The following is a 15,059-nucleotide window of genomic DNA, read 5'->3' as shown; positions in this document are numbered from 1 at the left end:
TGAAGGATTGCGCCAGTGCGGCATCCCCCGCGAAGGCGAGCGTGCCGCCCGCGCCGTCCCGGTCCAGGGGCGCCTTGCCGTAGATCGTGCGGCGCAGTGCCATCGTATCACCCGTGAAGGCAAGGTCGGGCGCCTCCACGACGCCGCGGCTCACGTGGATCTCGCCATCGCGCACAGCCGCGACGAAGTCCTCGCCGGGAAAGTGGAAGGCGACCGACACCGGCAACGCCACGGCCGACGCGCGCTCGACCAGGGCCTGGAGCGACATCATCGCGGAGGCGGCCGACATGAACAGGCTCGGATCATGCCGGGGCGAGCGCGCGGCCCAGCGGCCCATGGCGCGCATCAGCGGTGCGGCCTCGTGGCCCCACGCGGTCAGATCGTAGACCTGCACGTTGGCCGGGGACGGCAGGCGGTAATGTCGGACGATGCCCACGGCCTCCAGGCTGTCCAGACGCTGCGTCAGGACGTTGGCACTGATGCCCGGGAGGTTCATCCGGATCTCGCCGAAGCGCCGGGGGCCGAAGACCAGCTCGCGCATGATCAGCAGCGACCAGCGCTCGCCGATGAACTCCAGGGCCAGCGCGGTACCGCAGGCATCGTCGTAACGACGCCCGCGCGGCCTGGATTCCGCGGTAGTTATTTTTTCTGACTGCATGGTTGCTTTCTATAACCGCTCCTGGCAGCCTGAGCAAAACGGGGCCGGGCGGCGTGCCGCGAAGCGGCCGACGCGCCGAGTGTCACGGAGGAGCGCCCGATGCCACCTGCCGAGGGGACGCCCATCTGGTTCGAGCTGAACGCCAGCGACCAGGACGCCGCGCAGGCTTTCTACGCGGCGGTTGCCGGCTGGCAGGTCCTGCCGTCTCCGATGCCCGAGCATGGCGGCTACCGGATCGCACACGCCGACGGGACGCCCGTGGCCGGGATCCGGCGGTCGATGCCCGAGGCGCCCGGCCTTTCCGGCTGGGCGGTCTACCTCGCGACCCGCGACGTCGATGCCCTGGCTTCCCGCGTCGTCGAGCTCGACGGCCGGATCCTGTTCGGACCGATCGACATCCCCCATGGCGGTCGCTTCGCGATGGTGTGCGATCCGCAGGGCGTGGTCTTCGCCGTGATGAACGCGGCGCGACCCGGCGAGAGCCGCGCCTTCGGACCCGTCCCGCTCGGGACGGAGCGGACCCTGGGGCAGGGTGTGTGGATCGAGCTGGCGACGCCGGATCCGGAGGCGGCCCTGGCGTTCTACGGAACGCTGTTCGGCTGGGAGGAGCTCGGGGCCATGCCGATGGGCGCGATGGGCGCGTACACCTTCATCGGCCGGGGCGATCTTCGACCCGGCGCGGTGATGTCGAGCGCGGCCACCGGCGCGCCGGCGCGGTGGAACTGGTACGTCCACGTGGCCGACATCGACGCCGCGGTCGCGACGGTCCGGGCCCGCGGCGGCACGGTGCTGCAGGGCCCCGATCCCATCCCCGGCGGCAGCTACTCGGCCAACATCGCCGATCCGGCGGGCAACCGGATCGGCCTCGCCGGTCCGCGTCAGGCGGCGTGACGGGAGATCGGTGATGACAGGCGACAAACTGACGACCTGCCTGTGGTTCGACCACGGCGAGGCCCGCAGGGCCGCGGACTTCTATGCCGCCACCTTCCCGGACAGCCATGTCGGCGCGCCCATGAGCGCCCCGTCGGATTTCCCCGGCGGATCCGCGGGCGCGGAGTTGACGGTCGCGTTCACCGTCCTCGGCCGGCCGTTCGTCGGCCTGAACGGCGGCCCCGCCTTCAAGGCCAATCAGGCGGTCAGCTTCATGGTGCTGACGGAGGATCAGGCGGAGACCGACCGCTACTGGGACGCCCTCGTGGGCGGCGGCGGGGCGGAGAGCCAGTGCGGCTGGTGCACCGACCGCTGGGGCTTCTCCTGGCAGATCACGCCGCGCGCGCTGCTGCGCGCCAACAGTCATCCCGACAGGGCCGCGGCCCGGCGCGCGTTCGCGGCGATGATGACCATGCGCAGGATCGACATCGCGCGGATCGAGGCTGCCGTCCGGGGGGAATCCGCCGATGCGTAAGATCACCGGCTCCCTCTTCCAGTCGCTCGACGGCGTGATCCAGGCACCGGGTGGTCCGGAAGAGGATCAGACCGGATTCACGCAGGGCGGCTGGACGGTCCCGTATTTCGACGCCTCGCTCGCCGGACCGATGGGCAAGCTGCTCGGGGGCACGTACGAATTGCTGCTCGGCCGGCGCACCTACGAGATCTTCGCAGCCTACTGGCCGCATAACGGCGATCAGCCGATCGGGGCGACCTTCAATGCCGTGCGCAAGCATGTCGTGACGTCGTCCGACCGGGCGCTCGGCTGGGCCAACAGCCAGCGTCTCGTCGGGAACCCCGTCGCGGCGGTCACCCGCCTCAAGGAGAGCGATGGCTCCGACCTCCTCATCCAGGGGAGCAGCACGCTCTATCGGGCGCTGCTCCCGGCGGGTCTCGTCGACCGGATCGTCCTGATCACGTTCCCGGTGATGCTCGGCCGTGGCAAGCGCTGGTACGCGGACGATCCGTCGGCCGCCCGAACCTGGACGCTGGTCGAGCAGGCGCACGCGTCGAAGGGCGTCCACGTCGCGACCTTCGCGCGGGACGGCGCGGTCCAGACCGGCAGCTTCGCCACGAAGCCGCCGAGCCCGGACGAGCGCGCGCTCCGCCAGCGCCAAGCGGCCGGCGACGGGTAGACAATCGGCACCCGAGGCGACATCCGGCCCGGCGTTCCGCCGCCAGGTTCCGGCGTACCCGCCCTGCGAGGGCCGTCGTTCCGACCGCCAGGCGGATCAGGCGATGCCCGCTATGGCGATCGCGAGGTTCTCGGGGCCGCGGAGGGACGCGCCTGGCCGGTACGGCGGCGGGTCGTCGAGGAGCCGCGGCGCGACGAGGCGCCGACAGAGCGCGACGAGGGCGATCTCGGCCTCGATCCGCGCGAGCGGCGCCCCCACGCAGTAATGGAGGCCCCCGCCGAACCCGAAATGCTGGTTGTCCGGCCGGTCCGGATCGAACCGGTCGGGATGCGCGAACCGCGCCGGGTCGCGGTTTCCGGCGGCGAAGAGCAGGACCACCGTCGATCCGGCCGGGATCGTCGTGCCCGCGACCTCGATGGCGCCGAGCGCCTTGCGGGTGCGGAAATGGACGGGGGGCTCGTAGCGCAGCATCTCCTCGATCACGCGGGGCGCCCGCTCGGGGTCGGCCTTCAGCTTCTCGAGCTCCTCCGGATGCCGGAGCAGGGTGAGCATGCCGTTGGTGATGAGGTTCACCGTCGTCTCATGGCCCGCGACAAGGAGCAGGATCGCCGTGGAGATCAGGTCGATATCGCCCATGGCCGGGTTCTTCCGGTTGCCGCGGGCGGCGAGGCCGCTCAGCATGTCGTCGGCCGGATGGCGGCGCTTCGCGCGGATCAGCCGGCGCATGTAGCCGGAGATCGCGTCGAAGGTCGCGGTGATCTCCCGCCGCCCCGCCTCGTCGTGGCGGGCGTCCGGCTCCAGCGCCGTCGCGAGGCGGATCGCCCAGGCGTGGAACTGCGCCTCGTCGGCCTCGGGCACGCCCAGAAGCTCGCAGATGACCGCCACCGGCAGCGGATAGGACAGGTCGTCCACGAGGCACACCGTGTCGCGGCCCCGGCACTTGTCGATCAGGGCATCGACCAGCGCCGCGACCTTGGCGTGGGAGTCCCGCACCCGGGCGATGGTGAATTCCTTCATCACGAACCCGCGCAGGGTGTCGTGGTCGGGCGGATCGCGGAAGATCAGCGGACGGTGTGCGTTGACCACCCGGTTCCGGATCGGGTTGAGGATCCAGTCCTTCAGGGGGTTGCCCGTTCTGGGCCGCCGCGAGGGCGGCAGGTCCTCCGAGCTCAGCCGGGGATCGAAGATCAGGCTCCGGAGCGCGGCATGGGTGCTGACGACGTAGCTCCCGTCCGCCTGCCGCGACACGGGCGTCTCGCGCAGGCGTGCGTAGAGGGGGTAGGGGTTCGCCCGGTTCCTCGGATCGAGGACCTGCGCGAACAGCGTCTCGTCAGGCATGGGCCGTCTCCGGGGTCGCCGCGGCTCGGTCGGCGGATCGCCGCGGGCCGGCGAAGCCGGGCTCCCGCGCCTCGATCTGCGGCTGATCGGTGGCGCCGAGGATGGGCGGGAAGGCCGCCCCGGCGGCCACGGCGTCGGCATAGGCGGGCAGCCAGCGCGCCTGATCGAAGGAGAGGGCCGCGACCGTGCGCCCGGCCCGGCCGTAGACGGCGAGGAACCGGCCCGAGGCCCGCGATCCCTGGACGACCGCCAGGGCATCCGCCTCCGCGGTCAGGCCGGCGAGCTTGATGTTGAGGCCGAACTGGCTCGACCAGAAGGACGGCAGGTGCGCGTAGGGGACTTGGGCCCCCGCCGGAGCGCACATGTTCGCCGCCGCATGGCGGGCCTGATCCACCGCGTTGCCCCAGTGCTCGATGCTGCCCAGGCGACCGCCGGTGAGCGGGTTCGGCCAGCGCGCCACATCGCCGGCGGCGTAGATGTCGGGATCGGGCACCCCCGCCGTGGCCATGGCGCGGCAGGCCGCATCGCAGGTCAGGCCGCCCGCATCGGCGACGAGGCCGGCCGCGGCGAGCCAGACCGTATCCCGCGTCGCGCCGAGGGCGACGATGACGAGATCCGCCGCGATGACCGCGCCGCCCGGCAGGTGGGCGTGCCGCACCTGTCCCGCCTCGCCCGAGAGGGCCTCCACCTTGGTGTTCGGGCGGAGATCCACACCGGACGCCCGCATCCGTTCGGCCAGCGTCGCCCCGATCACGGTGCCGAGCAGACGGGCGAGCGGCGTCGGGTTGGGATCGACGAGGGTCACCGCCAGGCCGAGGTCGCGGCAGCAGGAGGCCGCCTCGCAGCCGATCAGGCCGGCGCCGACGATCAGGACCCGGCTCGGCCGACGCGCGAGCGCGCTCCGCAGGGCGCGGGCATCCTCCAGGGTCCGGATCGTGAAAATTCCCGCGAGTCCGGCGCCCGCTCCGGGCCATGGCCGCGCCCGGGCGCCGGTGGCGATCAGGAGTTTTTCGTAAGGCTGCGCCGCGCCGTCGGCGAGGCGCAGCACCCGGCGCTCCCGATCGAGGGCGATCGCCGGCTGGCCGAGCCGCCACTGCGCCCGCAGACGGGTCAGCCGCGGAAGCGCGGTCGCCTCGGGGGGAAGTTCGCCCGCGAGGACGTGCTTGGACAGGGGCGGCCGGTCGTAGGGCTGGTGCGGCTCGTCACCGACCAGGGTCAGGGGCCCGTCATAGCCGCCGTCCCGCAGCGCCTCGGCCCCGCGCAGCCCGGCCAGGGAGGCGCCCACCACGACGATGCCCGGTCGCTGCCCGTCCATCACGGTTCGTCATCCTCGGCGAGCCCGGCGGGCTCGACCGCGATCGCCCGGACCGGGCAGGCCTGCTGCGCCCGCTCGATCTGCGACCGCTTCGCCTCCGGCGGCGCCGGATCGTAGAACAGAATCTCGTGACCGCGCACCTCGAAATATTCCGGGGCGGCGTAGCAGCATTGGGCGTAGCCCTGGCACCGGTTGAGATCGACGACGACACGCATTCACGCCCTCCGTAGAGATGTGCGGCTGTATTCAGGCGCTCAAGACGGCCAGAGTGTAGCGCCTCGCGGGCGTGGGGGTAACCGAGTCCGGCCGTCGCGGAAGGCATTGGCGCAGCCGACGTGGCGCGGCGGATCGCGCGGGGAGGGTCCGGGCACCTCAGAAGAAGCACCGGATCGCCTCCGCGATGACATCGCCGTTCGTTTCGAGTGCGAAATGCCCCGCATCGAGGAACGTGACGCGCGCTTCCGGAATGTCGCGTCGGAAGGCCTCGGCTCCCGGCGGGATGAAGAACGGGTCGTTGCGGCCCCAGATGGCGAGGAGCTTCGGGCGTCGCGCACGGAAATAGGCCTGGATCAGCGGGTAACGCGCGAGATTGCGCGTGTAGTCGAGCTTGAGCGCGACCTGACGGTCCGCATTGCCCGGCCGCGCCAGGATGGCGGCGTCGAGCGTGTAGGCCTCGGGTTCGATGCGGGACGGATCGGGCACGCCGTGGGTATAGGCAGCCTTGACGCCGTCGAAGGTCATGCGGGCGCGGATCGCCGCGTTCACCGCCGCGTTCGCAGCTTCGTTCGGATTGGCCCAATAGGCCCGCAGCGGCGCCCAGGCCGCTTCGCCAAGCCCGTCCAGATAGGCGTTGCCGTTCTGGGATACGATGCCGGCAACGCGGTCGGGATGGGCGAGGGCGAGATCCCAGCCGACCGGCGCTCCGTAGTCGAAGGTGTAGAGGATGTAGCGGTCGAGGCCGAGCGCATCGACGAAGGCTTCGATCGTGCGCGACAGCGATGCGAAGTCGTAGATGTAGGCGCGTTCGTCCGGCACCTCCGTGAAACCGAAGGACGGCAGATCGGGCGCGATCAGCCGAAACCGGTCGGCGAGCTTCGGCATGAGGTGGCGGAAGTAGAAGGAGGAATTGGCGAAGCCATGCAGCAGCAGGAACGCGGGGGCGTCCAGGCGGCCGGCCTCGCGGTAGAAGACGTTCACGCCGTCGGCCCGGATCATGCCGTGGCGGACCTCATCGGCGGCCGAGGGCCGGCGCCGGGTCTCGGCGGCGCCCGCCGCACCCAATCCCGCCGTCAGGATACCGCCAGCGAGCACATGCCGCCGCGTCGCCTGGGCAAGGTGCGTCGCCTGGGCAAGGTGCGTCGCCTGGGCAAGGTGCGTCGCCTGGGCAAGGCGGGGCGCGGGCGCGTCGGATCCGTGCGCGTGTCGCATCATGGCGCGTCTCATCCCTGCGGAACCGGGAACGTCAGGCTCGGCCGTCGCGCCGGCAGGCGAGGCGGAACGACCAAGCCGCGGCCCGGAAGCGCAGAACCGACGGCGGCGCCAGGGTGCATCACTTCGCCGGCGATCAGAACCCGGCGGGTTCGGAATTCATCCTTCCACGGCTTGAAACAATCGATCGACGCGACGACGACGCGACCGGCCGTCTGCGAGGCGTCAACAGCACCGCCCGACGTTTGACGAACGCCGCTGTCCTCGAAGCGCGTCGCTCGCAGCCGCGGGACGAACGGGTCCGCTCGTGCCAGATCGCACCGCGATCGCGCACCGCCCGGTCGGGTCGATCGCGGCGAGCAGGCGCCCCCAGGGATCGCCTCCAGATCGGCGCACGTCCGCGCTCAGCGAGCCGTGGTGTGCGCAACCTCACCAACCGGAGCCACGAGCGACCTTGACCGTATACATGACGATCATCATTTTAATAAGACATGATGATCGTCATGTATCACAAGCGGGATCTTCGACCATGCGTGACACGTCAGCCGTCCTGATCACCGGTGCGTCCTCCGGCATCGGTGCCACCTATGCCGACCGGTTTGCCCGCCGCGGCCACGACCTCGTCCTGGTCGCCCGGGACGCCGCGCGTCTCGCGACGCTGGCCGAACGGCTCCGGTCCGAGACGGGCGTCGCCGTCGACCTGCTCCCCGCCGATCTCACGGCCGAGGCCGACCTCGTGCGGATCGAGGCGCGGCTCCGGGACGACGCGCGGATCGGCGTGCTGGTGAACAATGCCGGCGCGGCCGGGCACGGGGGCTTCCTCGATCAGGATCCTGCGGCGGCGGCAGCGCTCATCGCGCTCAACGTCACCGCGCCGACCCGCCTCGCCAGTGCCGTCGCGCCGCGCTTCGCGCAGGCGGGGTCGGGGGTGATCGTGAATATCGGTTCCGTCGTCGGCCTCGCCCCCGAGTTCGGCATGGCCGTGTACGGGGCGACCAAATCCTACATGCTGTTCCTGAGCCAGGGCCTGCAACGCGAGCTTGGTCCGAAGGGTGTCTATGTTCAGGCCGTCCTGCCGGCGGCGACCCGGACCGAGATCTGGGAGCGCTCCGGGCGGGACGTGAACACGCTTCAAGGCGTGATGGAGGTCGGCGAGCTCGTCGATGCGGCGCTCCAAGGCTTCGACCGCCGCGAGGAAGTGACGATCCCACCCCTGCCCGATGCCGGCCAATGGCAAGCGTTCGAGGCTGCGCGGATCGCGATGGTCCCGAACTTCGCGCAGTCCCACGCCGCGGAGCGTTATCGCGCCTCGCCCTGAGGCGGAATCGGGACCATCCAGGTCGCGTCATCCAGGTCGCGCCACGTTTCAGAATCTGCTTATCCGGCCCCCGGCCCGCCCGTCGATCCCATCTGGTGGACCGGCGGGCGGGCCGTCATCGGATGCGCAGGGTGGGGCCGCCGAACGGACCCGATGCCGATGCCCCTCGACACCGACCTCACCCCTGAGCCGATGCGTCGCCGCGTCGTGGAACGATCCGATCCCGCCGTCGTGGCGGTGGTCGGTCGGCGCCGCGATGGCCTCGCCTTCTGCGGGGCGATCTGCCCCCTCCGCCGCTGGTCGCCCTGCCCGGCATCGACCGCGTAATGGGCTGGGCCGGGCCTCCCGCACGGCCCTCGGTCGCCGCGACGACAACGCCGCCGGCGTTGCTCGGTGCGCTAAGCAGGTTTCGCAAAAGTGGTCACCGGTTTTGCGACAAAAACCTGCGCTATCACAAAGAGCTAAGCGGATGAAGCGTTGGCTTGCCAACGCAAATCTGCTGAGGGTAGGCCTACCGCGGGCGGACAGGCGGGGCCCGCCGCCCCGTCACTGTGCTGCCGACGCGGTGGCCGCTTCGAGCAACGCCTTCGCCAGCGCCTCGTCGTCGACGGCACGCGCCAGGACGACGGCCCCGACCAGTGTCGCCAGGGTCGCCAGGGTCTGCTGCGTGTGCCGCTCCTTGGCGGCCCGGGGCGTCAGGCCCGCCAGGGCGGCCGCCAAGTCCCGGACGCCGTCGGTGAACCGGGCCCGGACGGGGCTGCCGATCGGCTCCCGTGCGACGTCGTTCGCCAGGGCCGCGAGCGGACAGCCTTTGCCGGGCGTCTGGACGTGCCCGAGGGACAGGTAGTTCGCGAGGAGGTCATCCAGACCTCCGAGGCGCTCCTTCGAGCCCGCCCGCGCAGTGTCGAACGCCTCGGCCGCCAGGGCCTCCTTGTTGGCGAACTGGCCGTAGAACCCGCCATGGGTCAGGCCGGCGGCGGCCATGATGTCGGCGACGCCGACCCCGTGCAATCCGCGTTCGCGGAACAGGGCCGCCGCCACCTCGACCACCCGCTGCCGGTTCAGTCTGGCCTGTTCCTGGGAGACGCGGGGCATCGCCTGATCCTTCGAGATGACCTGATATATAGATGCGCGGCGTCATTTAACAGGAGGCCGCGCGGACCGCGCCGTCAGTGGGCAAGGCCAGCTGGCGCTCCCGCTGCGGCGGGGACCGCCCCCGGGCGCGGCGCCCGTCCCACCCGGAACCACAGGGCGTAGAGGGCGGGCAGGAACAGCAGCGTCAGGAGCGTCCCCACGCCGACGCCGCCGATCAGCACATAGGCCAGCGCGCCCCAGAACACCGAGTGGGTGAGCGGGATGAAGGCCAGCATCGCGGCGGCCGCCGTCAGGATCACCGGACGGGCCCGGCGCACCGTCGACTCGACGATGGCCTCGTAGTCCGACAGCCCCGCCGCGCGGTCGTGGTGGATCTGGTCCACGAGGATCAGCGTGTTGCGCATCAGGATGCCCGACAGCGCGATCAGCCCGAGGATCGCGTTGAAGCCGAACGGCTGGTGGAAGACGAGCAGCGTCGGGACCGCGCCGACGAGGCCCAGCGGCGCGGTCGCGAACACCATGAACATGGTGGTGAACGAGCGGACCTGCAGCATGATCACCGTCAGCGTCACGATCAGCATCAGCGGGAAGACTGCCACGAGCGCGTTCATCGCCTTGGCGCTCTCCTCCACCGCGCCGGCCGTATCGATCCGGTAGCCGGGCGGCAGCGTCGCCTTGATGGCGTCGAGCTCAGGGACGATCTGCGCGTGGACGTCCGGCGGCTGCTTGCCGTCGCGCACGTCCCCCTGGACGCGGATATAGGTCTCGCGGTTGTAGCGCTTGAGCACGGCGTCCTCGGTGCGGCTCTCCAGGTGGGCGACCTGCGAGACCGGGACCTGCCGCCCGTCATGCGTGGTCAGGGTGAGGTCGCCGATATCGCCCAGCGAGCGGCGCTCGGGGCCGGGGCTGCGCAGCAGCACGTCGACGGTGCGCAGGTTCTCGCGGACCTGCGTCGCCGGCGTGCCGTTGAGGTAACTCTGCAATTGCTGGCCGGCCTCCTTGGGCGTCAGGCCGATCAGGCGCAGCCGCTCCTGGTCGAGGGCGAGGTGCAGGGACGGCGTCTTGTCGCCCCAGTCGAGGTGGACGAGGCGCATGTTGGGGTTGGCCATCATGACGTCGCGGACCCGCTCGGCCAGGCCGTGGATCACCGCGGGGTCGGGTCCCACCACCCGGAAGGCGACGGGGAAGCGGATCGGCGGCCCGAACACGATCTGCAGCACGCGCACGCGCGCCTCGGGGAAGAGGCCATCGCTCACGAGCTTGCGCAGCTTGATCCGGAGCGCGTCGCGCGCAGCCGCGTCGGGGGTCTGGACCACGATCTGCGCGAAGGCGGGGTCGGGCAGCTCCGGGTCGAAGGACAGCACGAAGCGCGGCATGCCCTGGCCGATATAGCTCGTGATCTCGCGCGCCTCCGGCAGTTGCCGGACGGCCGCCTCGACCTTCCTGACGCTCGCCTCGGTCGCCGCGAAGGCCGAACCGGTCGGCAGCGTCACCTCGACGATGAGTTCGGGGCGCTCCGAGTTCGGGAAGAACTGCTTCTCGACCTTGCCCATGCCGACCACCGCCGCCGCGAACAGGGCCACGGTGATCCCGGCCGCCAGCCACTTGTGGTCGACCGAGGCGCGCACCACGCGGCGCAGGCGCTGGTAGTTCTTCGTGGCGTAGATCGCCGCGTGACCGCCCTCGACCGTCTTGATGTTCGGCAGGAGCTTGACTCCGAGGTAGGGCGTGAAGGTCACGGCCACGATCCACGAGATGATCAGCGAGAAGCCGACCACCCAGAAGATGTTGCCGGCATATTCGCCCGCCGTGGAGGCCGCGAACCCGACCGGCAGGAAGCCCGCGATGGTGACGAGGGTGCCGGTCAGCATCGGCGCCGCGGTGGCGCTCCAGGCATGGGTGGCCGCCTCGACGCGGTCGACGCCCTCTTCCATGCGCACCACCATCATCTCGATGGCGATGATCGCATCGTCCACGAGCAGGCCGAGCGAGATGATCAGGGCGCCCAGCGTGATCCGGTCGAAGTCGCGCCCGGTGACCATCATGACCACGAACACGGCCGCGAGCGTGATCGGGACCGCAAGCGCCACCACGATGCCGACCCGGAAGCCCAGAGCCACGAGGCTGACGACGATGACCACCGAGAGCGCGGTGAAGAACTTGACCATGAACTCGTGGATGGCGTCATCGATCACCTTCGCCTGGTCGGTGATCTTGGTGAAGGCGATGCCGGTGGGCAGTTCGTGGTGGATCGCCACCTCCTCGGCGTTGAGCGCTTCGCCCAGCGCCAGGCCGTTGAAGCCCGGCTTCATCACGAGGCCGAGCATCAGGGCCGGCTCGCCGTCGTTGCGGATCGCGAACACCTTCGGGTCCTCGTAGCCGCGCTTCACGTCGGCGATGTCGCCGAGCTTGAGGCTGCGCTCGCCCGCCGCCACCGGCAGGTTGCGGATCGCGTCGAGGCCGTCGATGGCGCCGTCGAGGCGCAGATAGACCCGCGGGCCGTCGGCCTCGACGAAGCCGGCCGGGGTCACGTCGTTCTGGTTGGCCAGGGCCGCCAGCAGCTGCTGCCCGGTGATGCCGAGCGTGGCGAGGCGCTGGTAGGAGATCTCGACGAAGATCTTCTGGGCCTGCTCGCCCAGGATGTTGATCTTCTCGACGCCGGCCACGCGCAGCAGGCGCTGGCGCAGATCCTCGGCGCGCAGCACGAGGTGGCGGTGTGGCAGGCCTTGCGCCTGGAGCGCGTAGAGCGCGAAGTAGACGTCCGAGAACTCGTCGTTGAACAGCGGGCCGAGCACGCCGCGGGGCAGGGTGGAGGCCTGGTCGGAGAGCTTCTTGCGGGCTTGGTAGAACTGCTCCTGGAGCTTGGCCGGCGGCATGCTGTCCTTGAAGTAGACCTTCATCAGCATGATGCCGGGCCGGACCGTGGTCTCGACCCGGTCGTAGTAGACGAGTTCCTGCAGGCGCTTCTCCAGCGGGTCGGCGACCTGCCGCTGGATCTCCGAGGTGGTCGCGCCGGGCCACGCGGCGGAGACCGCCATCGTCTTGACGGTGAAGGCCGGATCCTCGGCGCGGCCGAGCTTCTGGAAGGCGAAGAAGCCGGCGGCGGTCACCGCGATGATCAGGAAGAGCGTGACGGCCCGCTCCCGGACCGCCAGGGCGGAGAGGTTGAAACCGCTCATCGGACGACGCCCGTCAGGCTGGAGGGAGCCTGCCGCACCGCTTGGCCGGCCTTGAGCAGGTGGGCGCCGAGCGCCACGATCCGGTCGCCGGGGGCAAGGCCGGTGACGATTTCGGCCCCCTCCTCGGACATGCGGCCCAGGGAGACCGGCTGGGCGCTGACGGTCTGCGTCTCGGCATCGTATCGCCAGACCGCCGTGCCGTGCCCGACGTCGAACAGGGCCCCGAGCGGCACGTCGACCGACGCCGTGCGCCCGGCCTCCGCCGGCGTGAGCCGGAGCGTCACGGTCGCGCCGAGCGGCGCCGTCTCGCCGCCGCCCGACAGGATATACCGGGCCCGGTAGGTGCGCGTGGCCGGGTCGGCGGTGGCGGACAACTCGCGCAGCCGGGCCGGATAGGTGGTCTCGCCCTCGGCGTAGAGCGTCGCCGATGCTGCCCCCTTCGCGAGTTGCCGGCTCGCCTCGGGCAGGAACACCTCGGCCTCGCGGGCGCCGTCCCGGGCCAGCTTGACCACGGTCTGGCCGGCGGCCACCACCTGGCCGGGTTCGGTCGGCACCTCCATCACGACGCCGGCGGCATCGGCCTGGAGCTCGGAATAGCCGGCTTGGTTGGCGACCTGGCTCGCCTGCGCCTCGGCATTGGCGAACTGGGCGATGGCGGCGTCGGCCGCGGCCTTATTCTGGTCGTAGGTCTGCTTCGAGGTCCAGCCGTCGCCCACGAGCTTGCGGCTGCGCTCCTCGTCGGCTTTGGCCTTGATCATCTGTGCCCGAGCCGCCTCGACGGAGGCCCGCGCCGCGTTGAGCGCCAGGGTGAAGTCCGTCCGGTCGAGGCGCATCAGCGGCTGACCCAGGCGCACGTGGTCACCCGGATCGACGAGGCGCTCGAAGATCTTGCCGCCGACCCGGAAGCCGAGATTGCTCTCGGTGCGGGCCCGGATGACGCCGGTGTAGCGTGCGACGCCGGCAGTCGCCGGAGCGACCGCGACCGTCTGCACCAGCGGCGGCTCCGGCGGCACGGCGGTCTCGGCCGGCGAGCAGGCCGCGAGAGCCAATGCAGGAAGCCCGAGCACCCATCTCGCGAACATCGCTCGCCTCTTCGGTCAGCGCCTAAATATTATGATCATCATCTATATGACCGGGCCTGTCCGGTCAACGATCCCCCCCGACGGCTGTGCGGCGCCGCACGGAGGCGCGGTTTCCGGAGGACGGAAGCGGCCAGGCCCTGCCATTCTCCGGCGGTCGGACGTGGGGATTCGGGACGCCGGGCGGCGCGCTTCAGAGCGAAACCGGGCGATCAGCCCGCTGTGGTCGTCCGCGATGCGGTCGCAACCGTGCGCATCGCGGACGGATGGCTTGGGCGCCTTCGGCTGGCGGCGTGCGGGGCGGGCGTCCGACGCATGGTCCCGGCTGACGGGTGGCGCCTGGGTCGCGGGTCGGGAACCGCCTCCGGAACCGGAACTTGCCCTGACGAACCGACCTGCCGTCGGGCGAGGAGGCCGCCATGTCGAGCGACACCGAGAAGCATCATGCGTTGCTCAGCGCGCTGAAGGCGGCGCAGGGCCAGGGCGACGGCTCCTTCGAACGGGCCGTCACCGACGCCTTCGAGCACGTCTTCGAGCATTTGGACCGCCTGAACAACCATGTCTCGCTCGGCGGCCCCGCCGGCGACGACCGCCATCTGAAACCAGGCGAGTCACCGACCCTACGATAAACCGACCCGTGTGGTCGGTCGGGTCCGAAATCTGACAGCGGGCCTTGAATACCGGGTCCCTGCGGATGCGGCGGGTCTTCGAGCGCTGTCACCGCGCAGGTGGACCCCATTGGCCCAGACACGATCGAGTGGCTCGGCCACCGTCCGTGCGACCACGTCAGGAGCGGTCAGATCCCGCTCCTGACGGCAAGGCTTCGGGCGATTGTCGATCGGGTCGAGGTCGGAGCGGATGTCATCCGCATCGTCGGCGCAGAGGGAAGCCGGGAAACCGCCTTGGCCGACACGACTGTGCGCAGTGTCCGCACATCTGCGCGAAAGCGGCGCGTCCTGCGAGAGGGCAACCCAAACATCCGATAACGGCAATTTGTCTGTATTCACAACGGTCAAGACTATCCCTCCAGCTATCCCTAAACTCGCTTCCCTGATGGCTCTCCTTGAGGAGCTCTGAATCATGGCGAAGGTAAGCGCAGACCAATCGACTACATACGGTCGAAGCCCGGCACACGGATGCTGTACTTCCGCTATCAGTTCCCGATGGATGTCCCGGGCAAGGACCGCGAGTTCTCGCTTAGGACATCTGATCCCAAAGTTGCGCGCGAGCGAGCGGCACACCACCTTATCCAATGGGAAGGTGGGTTGAGGAAGTCCGAGCGCGGCAGAATGCCAATTCTGAGCGCCGCCCTACTTCAACTCTAGATTATGCTTACCTGCCGGGCGAACACGCACTAGACGACGGAACTCGGATCATTGCCGAAGAAGACTGCTACTAGATGTCGCAGCCGGGCCGCCCGATGCGGCACGCTTATAACCGCATTCGGCGGGTCGTAGATGATGAGGGCATGACGCTCGAAGAGTACGTCAATCGCGTCGGAACCGTCACACTCAACGAAGATGAGACTGATGGGGCGGATTGCCCCGGATGGCGCGGCGAGCCGATTGAGCTTCCCGCGGTTAGGT

At 70.2% G+C, this 15,059-nt stretch carries 14 protein-coding genes; 6 read left to right on the top strand and 8 right to left on the bottom strand.

All coding sequences use genetic code 11. The features are described 5' to 3' along the window. Positions 1–658, bottom strand: a 658-nt coding sequence (locus tag OXS49_RS29225) for a helix-turn-helix domain-containing protein (protein WP_267428166.1), incomplete at its 3' end; no start/stop codon positions are given. A 99-nt stretch (positions 659–757) separates the two neighbouring features. On the opposite strand from OXS49_RS29225, the gene OXS49_RS29220 reads away from it, so the two are divergent. The 3 genes from OXS49_RS29220 to OXS49_RS29210 are packed head-to-tail and all read left to right on the top strand — an operon-like array spanning position 758 to position 2,721. After that, positions 758–1,549 (top strand): VOC family protein, encoded by a 792-nt coding sequence (locus tag OXS49_RS29220; RefSeq protein WP_267428165.1) that lies wholly within the window; start codon positions 758–760, stop codon positions 1,547–1,549. A 13-nt stretch (positions 1,550–1,562) separates the two neighbouring features. Continuing rightward, a complete protein-coding gene (locus OXS49_RS29215; protein WP_243998246.1) occupies positions 1,563–2,063 on the top strand; it encodes a VOC family protein in 501 nt (166 codons plus the stop codon). Continuing rightward, complete coding sequence (locus tag OXS49_RS29210) at positions 2,056–2,721, top strand: dihydrofolate reductase family protein (RefSeq protein WP_267428164.1); 666 nt, start codon at positions 2,056–2,058, stop codon at positions 2,719–2,721. The genes OXS49_RS29215 and OXS49_RS29210 overlap by 8 nt, the downstream gene beginning before the upstream one ends. 96 nt (positions 2,722–2,817) lie before the next feature. Here OXS49_RS29210 and OXS49_RS29205 read toward each other — a convergent pair whose 3' ends face one another. The 4 genes from OXS49_RS29205 to OXS49_RS29190 form a co-directional block, all read right to left on the bottom strand. Further along, complete coding sequence (locus tag OXS49_RS29205; RefSeq protein WP_267428163.1) at positions 2,818–4,059, bottom strand: cytochrome P450; 1,242 nt, start codon at positions 4,057–4,059, stop codon at positions 2,818–2,820. Beyond that, positions 4,052–5,374 carry an FAD-dependent oxidoreductase gene (locus tag OXS49_RS29200; RefSeq protein WP_267428162.1) on the bottom strand — a complete coding sequence of 441 codons (1,323 nt, stop codon included), beginning with the start codon at positions 5,372–5,374 and terminating at the stop codon, positions 4,052–4,054. The genes OXS49_RS29205 and OXS49_RS29200 overlap by 8 nt, the downstream gene beginning before the upstream one ends. Next, positions 5,374–5,589: a ferredoxin gene (locus tag OXS49_RS29195; RefSeq protein WP_243927402.1), complete on the bottom strand. Its 216-nt coding sequence runs from the start codon at positions 5,587–5,589 to the stop codon at positions 5,374–5,376. The genes OXS49_RS29200 and OXS49_RS29195 overlap by 1 nt, the downstream gene beginning before the upstream one ends. A gap of 157 nt (positions 5,590–5,746) precedes the next feature. After that, positions 5,747–6,805, bottom strand: a complete 1,059-nt coding sequence (locus OXS49_RS29190) for an alpha/beta hydrolase (RefSeq protein WP_267428161.1) — start codon at positions 6,803–6,805, stop codon at positions 5,747–5,749. A 526-nt stretch (positions 6,806–7,331) separates the two neighbouring features. On the opposite strand from OXS49_RS29190, the gene OXS49_RS29185 reads away from it, so the two are divergent. Together OXS49_RS29185 and OXS49_RS29180 are read left to right on the top strand one after the other, a co-directional pair. After that, positions 7,332–8,120 (top strand): SDR family oxidoreductase, encoded by a 789-nt coding sequence (locus tag OXS49_RS29185; protein WP_267428160.1) that lies wholly within the window; start codon positions 7,332–7,334, stop codon positions 8,118–8,120. A gap of 159 nt (positions 8,121–8,279) precedes the next feature. Then, the gene (locus OXS49_RS29180) at positions 8,280–8,447 is read left to right on the top strand and encodes a hypothetical protein (protein WP_267428159.1); all 168 of its coding nucleotides are present in this window, start codon (positions 8,280–8,282) and stop codon (positions 8,445–8,447) included. A gap of 219 nt (positions 8,448–8,666) precedes the next feature. Here OXS49_RS29180 and OXS49_RS29175 read toward each other — a convergent pair whose 3' ends face one another. The 3 genes from OXS49_RS29175 to OXS49_RS29165 all read right to left on the bottom strand — a co-directional run bounded on the left by OXS49_RS29175 (position 8,667) and on the right by OXS49_RS29165 (position 13,476). Continuing rightward, entirely contained in the window at positions 8,667–9,215 is a 549-nt protein-coding gene (locus OXS49_RS29175; RefSeq protein WP_267428158.1) for a TetR family transcriptional regulator, read from the bottom strand. A 74-nt stretch (positions 9,216–9,289) separates the two neighbouring features. Next, positions 9,290–12,394, bottom strand: a complete 3,105-nt coding sequence (locus tag OXS49_RS29170; protein ID WP_243998257.1) for an efflux RND transporter permease subunit — start codon at positions 12,392–12,394, stop codon at positions 9,290–9,292. Next, a complete protein-coding gene (locus OXS49_RS29165) occupies positions 12,391–13,476 on the bottom strand; it encodes an efflux RND transporter periplasmic adaptor subunit (RefSeq protein ID WP_267428157.1) in 1,086 nt (361 codons plus the stop codon). Before OXS49_RS29165 ends, OXS49_RS29170 begins: the two co-directional genes overlap by 4 nt. 416 nt (positions 13,477–13,892) lie before the next feature. Between OXS49_RS29165 and OXS49_RS29160 the strand changes: the two genes are divergently transcribed. Continuing rightward, positions 13,893–14,102, top strand: coding sequence for a hypothetical protein (locus OXS49_RS29160; protein ID WP_243998261.1), 210 nt, complete (start codon positions 13,893–13,895; stop codon positions 14,100–14,102). The last annotated feature ends 957 nt before the right edge of the window (positions 14,103–15,059 follow it).

Origin of the sequence: Methylobacterium sp. GC_Met_2 (assembly GCF_026540795.1) — a bacterium.
Classification (GTDB): domain Bacteria; phylum Pseudomonadota; class Alphaproteobacteria; order Rhizobiales; family Beijerinckiaceae; genus Methylobacterium.
The sequence above is the reverse complement of the archived record's forward strand: the minus strand, read 5'-3'. Positions and strand labels throughout refer to the sequence as shown.